Below are 959 nucleotides of genomic sequence, written 5' to 3'. Positions count from 1 at the left end.
CGAGCCGTTGCTGCGGGTGCGGGGGTTGACCAAGCACTTCCCGGTGCGCGAGGGCTTTCGCGCCAGGGGCGCGGTGCGGGCGGTCGACGGCCTGGACTTCGACGTGCGCCCCGGAGAGACATTGGGGCTGGTGGGGGAGTCGGGATGTGGGAAGACCACGACCGGGCGGATGCTGGTACGGCTGCTGGAACCCACCGCCGGCAGCATCGAGTTCGCCGGCCGGGACATCACCCACGCCGGCCGCCGTGACCTGCGCGGACTGCGCCAGGACCTGCAGATCATCTTCCAGGACCCGTACGCGTCGTTGAACCCCCGCCACACCGTCGGCCGGATCGTGGCCATGCCGTTGCAGGTCAACCGGATCACCCCACCCGGCGGCGTGAAGAAACGCGTGCAGGAACTGCTGGAACTGGTCGGACTCAACCCCGAGCACTACAACCGCTACCCCCACGAGTTCTCCGGCGGGCAACGCCAACGCATCGGCATCGCCCGCGCCCTCGCGTTGAAACCCAAACTCGTCGTCGCCGACGAACCCGTGAGCGCCCTCGACGTGTCCATCCAGGCCCAGGTCATCAACCTGCTGCGCGACCTGCAACGCGACCTCGACCTGGCGTTCGTGTTCATCGCCCACGACCTGGCCGTGGTCCGCCACTTCTGCCACCGCGTCGCCGTCATGTACCTGGGCAAGATCGTCGAGATCGGCGACCGCGACACCATCTACACCCGCCCGCAGCACCCCTACACCCGCGCCCTGCTCTCGGCCATCCCCGACGTCACCACCCTCGGACCCGCCGGCCGCATCCGCCTCACCGGCGACGTCCCCACCCCCCTGGACCCACCATCGGGCTGCCGCTTCCGCACCCGCTGCTGGAAAGCCACCGACCGCTGCGCCACCGAAGAACCCGCCCTCGTCACCCGCAACGACGGCACCCAACTCACCGCCTGCCACCACCCCGAAG

Annotated in this window: 1 protein-coding gene; it reads left to right on the top strand. The window is 69.7% G+C overall.

Annotated elements, in window-relative coordinates; translation table 11 throughout:
* On the top strand, positions 1 to 959 hold a 959-nt coding region (locus HUW36_RS33505; RefSeq protein ID WP_174531659.1), incomplete at both ends, for an ABC transporter ATP-binding protein.

This window comes from Micromonospora maritima, from assembly GCF_902825405.1.
Lineage (GTDB): Bacteria > Actinomycetota > Actinomycetes > Mycobacteriales > Micromonosporaceae > Micromonospora > Micromonospora maritima.
Note: the sequence above shows the minus strand (reverse complement) of the source record. Positions and strands in the feature narration are given on the sequence as shown.